This window comes from Achromobacter sp. DMS1 (genome assembly GCF_001270295.1).
The window spans coordinates 1-4,051 of the sequence record NZ_LHSJ01000333.1; the positions used below are offsets into that span (position 1 = coordinate 1).

The following is a 4,051-nucleotide window of genomic DNA, read 5'->3' on the forward strand; positions in this document are numbered from 1 at the left end:
CCAGCAAGCCCAGGGTATAGGGATCGGCCGGCCGCGACAGCACCTGCGCCACGGGGCCGGCTTCCACGGCCCGCCCCCGGCGCATGACCAGCACGCGCTGGGTGTAGGCGGCCACCAGCGCCAGGTTGTGGCTGATGAAGATCAGCGCCGTGCCCTCCTCGCGCGTGAGTTCGCACATGAGGTCCAGCACTTCCTTCTGCACCACGCAGTCCAGCGCGGTGGTGGGTTCGTCGGCGATCAGCAGCCGCGGCTTGAGCAGCATGACGCCGGCCAGCAAAATGCGCTGGCGCATGCCTCCCGAGAACTCGTGCGGAAAGCGCTTCATGCAGTCGCGCGCATCGCGCACGCGCACCCGCTCCAGCATGGCCACGGCGGCTTCCCATGCCTGGCGCCGGTCCATGCCTCGGCGCGGCACCAGCGCCTCGATGAGCTGCTCTCCCACGCGCAGCGCGGGGTTGAGCGACACCATGGGCTCCTGGAACACCATGCCGATGCCGGCGCCGCGCGTGGCGCGCCATTGCCGGGCATCCTGCCGCAGCAGGTCGGCGCCCTCGAACAGCGCCTGGCCGGCGGCGACACGGGCCGCGTCGGGCAGCAGACCCAGCAGGGTTTTGCCGATGAGGGTCTTGCCGCTGCCCGACTCGCCCACGATGGACAGTGATTCGCCCGCGCGCAGGTCGAAAGATACGCGATCGACCACGGGCGCCGCGTCCCCGCGGCCAGGGAAGCGGATCTCCAGGTCGCGCACCGACAGCAGGACGGGCGGCGGACCGTCGTGAACGTTGCGGCGAGGCTGCACGTCGCTCATGTCATGACTCCTCTCATGCGCGGATCGAGGCGGTCCCGCACCGCGTCGCCCAGCAGGTTGATGCCCAGGAGACTCAGCGAGATCATGGCGCCGGGAAACACGGCCAGCCAGATGGCCTGGTCCATGGCGTTGCGGCTTTCCGAAAGCATGCCGCCCCAGGTGGCCAGCGGCGGCGGCACGCCCAGCCCGAGAAAGCTCAAGGCGCTTTCGGCCAGCAGCGCGGAGCCGAACAGCGAGGTGGAGAAGATCAGCAGGGGCGCCACGCAATTGGGCAGCACGTGGCGGAAGACGGTCCAGAGGCCGCCATGCCCCGTGGCGCGCGACGCCACCACGAAATCGCGCTGACGCAGCGACAGCGCCGCGCCGCGCGCGATGCGCGCCACCGAAGGCGTGTAGGCCAGGCCCAGGGCCAGCACCACGCCCCATTTCGACGGGCCGAGCACCGTCATGATGCCCAGCGCGAGCAGCAGCCCCGGAAAGGCCATGACCGATTCCACCAGCACCATGATGCCGCGGTCCGCCCAGCCGCCCGCGTATCCCGCCGTGACGCCGACAGCCGTGCCCAGCGCCAGGGCCAGGGCCACCGAGCACAGGCTGACGGCCACGCTCACGCCGGCCCCGGCCATGAGCCGCGACAGCACGTCGCGGCCGAACTCGTCCGTGCCCAGCCAGTATTGCGCCGACGGCGGCGAAAAGCGCGCCAGCAGGTCGCCCTCCAGCGGATCGTGCGGGGTATAGACCAGCCCCACCAGGGCCATCAGCACCACTGCCCCGACCAGCAGCCCGCCCAGCAGCGCATTGGTGTTCTTGAAGATGTTCATGTCCGTCCTATTGCAATTTCACGCGCGGGTCGAAGAGCGGATAAAGCAGGTCCACCAGCAGGTTGACGCCCACATACAGCAGCGCGATGAACAGCAGGCAGCCCTGCACGACCGGATAATCGCGGGCATAGATGCTTTCCACGAGCAGGCGGCCGATGCCGGGCAGCGTGAACACGGTTTCGATTACCGCCGCGCCCGACAACAGGTGCCCCAGCATCAGCCCGATGACGGTCAGCGTGGGCCCGAAGGAGTTCGGCAGCACGTGGCGCAGCATGACGCGCCGCTCGGGCAGCCCCTTGGCGCGCGCGTGCGCCACGTACTCCAGCCGCAGCGTCTCGATGGTGCTGGCGCGCATCATGCGGGTGATGGCCGCGATCTCCGTGAGCACGATGGCGCACACCGGCAGCACGAGATAGCGCAGCGCCGACGGCCCGGCCTGCGCCACCGACTCGAAGCCGTAGACGGGCAGCCAGTTCAGCTTTACGCCGAACAGCCAGATGAGCAGGATGCCCACCCAGAAGCTGGGCATGGAGACGAACAGAATGGAGGTCGAGACGATGGCCGTGTCGGCGCGCCGGTTCTGGCGCCAGGCCGCGATCATGCCTGCCGGCACCGCCACCAGGCAGGCCAGCAGCGTGGCGCTCAGCACTACCTGGGCAGTCACGGCGAAGTGGCTCAGCACCAGATGCATGACCGGTTCGCGCCGGGCAATCGACATGCCCAGGTCGCCGCTGAAGACGTGGCGCACCCAGATGAGAAACTGCTCGGCCACCGGCCGGTCCAGCCCCAGCCCGTGCCGCATCTCGGCCAGCAGCGCCGGGTTGTCGATGTCGCCCAGCATGAGCGCCGCCGGGTCGCCGGGAATGGCGCGGATCAGCGCGAAAACCAGCACGGTCACGACGATGACGGTGGGCACCGCGGCGGCGATGCGCTTGATGATGTAGCCCAGCACGACGCCTCAGTTCTTGGTCACGTTGAAGAATCGCGGCTTGCGCAGCGGCCAGCCCGTATAGCCGTGCAGCTTGCTGGAAACCACGACATAGCCCGGCTTGTTGTAGTACATGAGCAGCGGCGCGTCGCGCAGCATCAGCGCGTGCAGGCGGTCGAACGCCTGCTGGCGCCGGGCCGGGTCGGGCTCGGCCTCGATGCCGTCCAGGATGGCCGCCGCGTCGGGGCTTTCCCATTGCGCCATCGGCGTGCGCGACTTGTCGCCGATCACGTCGCGAAACAGCAGCGCCGGCTCGGTGCGCGCAGAATAGGCGAAGGCCATGAGCTGGAACCTGCCCTCGCGGAAATTCGACACCTGGGCGCCCCATTCGAGCATCTCCAACTCTGACTTGATGCCCGCCTTGTTCAGCAGCTGCTGCGTCACCACGGCGACGCGATAGAGATAAGGGTAGCGCTTGCTGGTCTGCAGCTTGAGCGTCTCGCCATGGTATCCGGCGGCCTGCAGCAGCTTCCTGGCCTCGTCCAGGTTCTTTTCGTAGCCGGCGCGCTCGGCGGCGCCATAGTATGTGCTGGACGTGGGCACCAGCGACGGGTTGTACGGCGCGTTGCCATTGCTCAACGCCCGCGCGATGGCGGGAAAATCCAGCGCCAGCGCGATGGCGCGGCGCATTTCCGGCTTGGCCAGCAGCGGGGCGCGCGTCTGCATCAGCAGGGTCACGGTGTCCAGGCCCTGCTCGGTGACGATGCTCCAGCGCGGATCGCGCGCGGGCAGGTTGTCCTCGTCGGCGTTGTACGCATCGACCTGGCCCGCCATCAGCGCGGCCTTCTGCGCGGCGGCGTCGGGAATCACCACGAAGCGCACCCCGGCCAGTGCCTGCTTGCGCCCCGCCATGCCGCTGGGCGCTTCCTCCCGGGGCTGGTAGGCCGCATAGGGCCTGAGCTCGACGTACTGCTCCTTTTTCCAGTCGGCGAACACATAGGGCCCGGTGCCGACCGGCTGGATCCACTTGCCCTCGCCATCCACGCTGGACGGGCTGAGCACGGCCATGGGACATTGCACGCTGGCCATCTGATCGAGGAACAGCGCATAGGGCTCGGCCAGGCGCATCACCACCGTGGAAGGGTCCGGCGTTTCCACCGCCACCACCTTGGCGCCCTTGCTGCCGTCGTACAGGTTCTTGCACGCGTACTCCGAGGCCGGCCCGGTCAGGTAGTCGTAGCTCCACTTCACTTCGGCCGAGGTGAGGGGCCTGCCGTCGTGGAACGTGACGCCATGGCGCAGCTTGAACGTGTAGGCGCGCTTGTCCTCGGACAGCGTCCAGCTGTCGGCCAGCATGGGCGCCACGCTCATGTCGGCGCGCAGCGCCACCAGCGACTCCACCACGTGCGCCAGCACGTTGTCGGTGGACGTATTGCGGCCCCGGCCGCCCGGCAGCGACGTGGGCGTGCCCGCCCCCTCGGCGTAGCGGATTTC

At 68.8% G+C, this 4,051-nt stretch carries 4 protein-coding genes; all 4 read right to left on the reverse strand.

Features of this window, described 5'->3' with window-relative positions:
* Window positions 1–808, reverse strand: an 808-nt coding sequence (locus AD428_RS23690) for an ABC transporter ATP-binding protein (protein WP_152968210.1), incomplete at its 3' end; no start/stop codon positions are given.
* Entirely contained in the window at window positions 805–1,629 is an 825-nt protein-coding gene (locus AD428_RS23695) for an ABC transporter permease (protein ID WP_053246784.1), read from the reverse strand. The genes AD428_RS23695 and AD428_RS23690, both read right to left, overlap by 4 nt.
* A 7-nt stretch (window positions 1,630–1,636) precedes the next feature.
* The gene (locus AD428_RS23700; protein WP_053245232.1) at window positions 1,637–2,581 is read right to left on the reverse strand and encodes an ABC transporter permease; all 945 of its coding nucleotides are present in this window, start codon (window positions 2,579–2,581) and stop codon (window positions 1,637–1,639) included.
* Window positions 2,582–2,587: 6 nt separating this feature from the next.
* Window positions 2,588–4,051 (reverse strand): ABC transporter substrate-binding protein (locus AD428_RS23705; protein ID WP_053246785.1); only part of this gene is annotated, 1,464 nt, incomplete at its 5' end.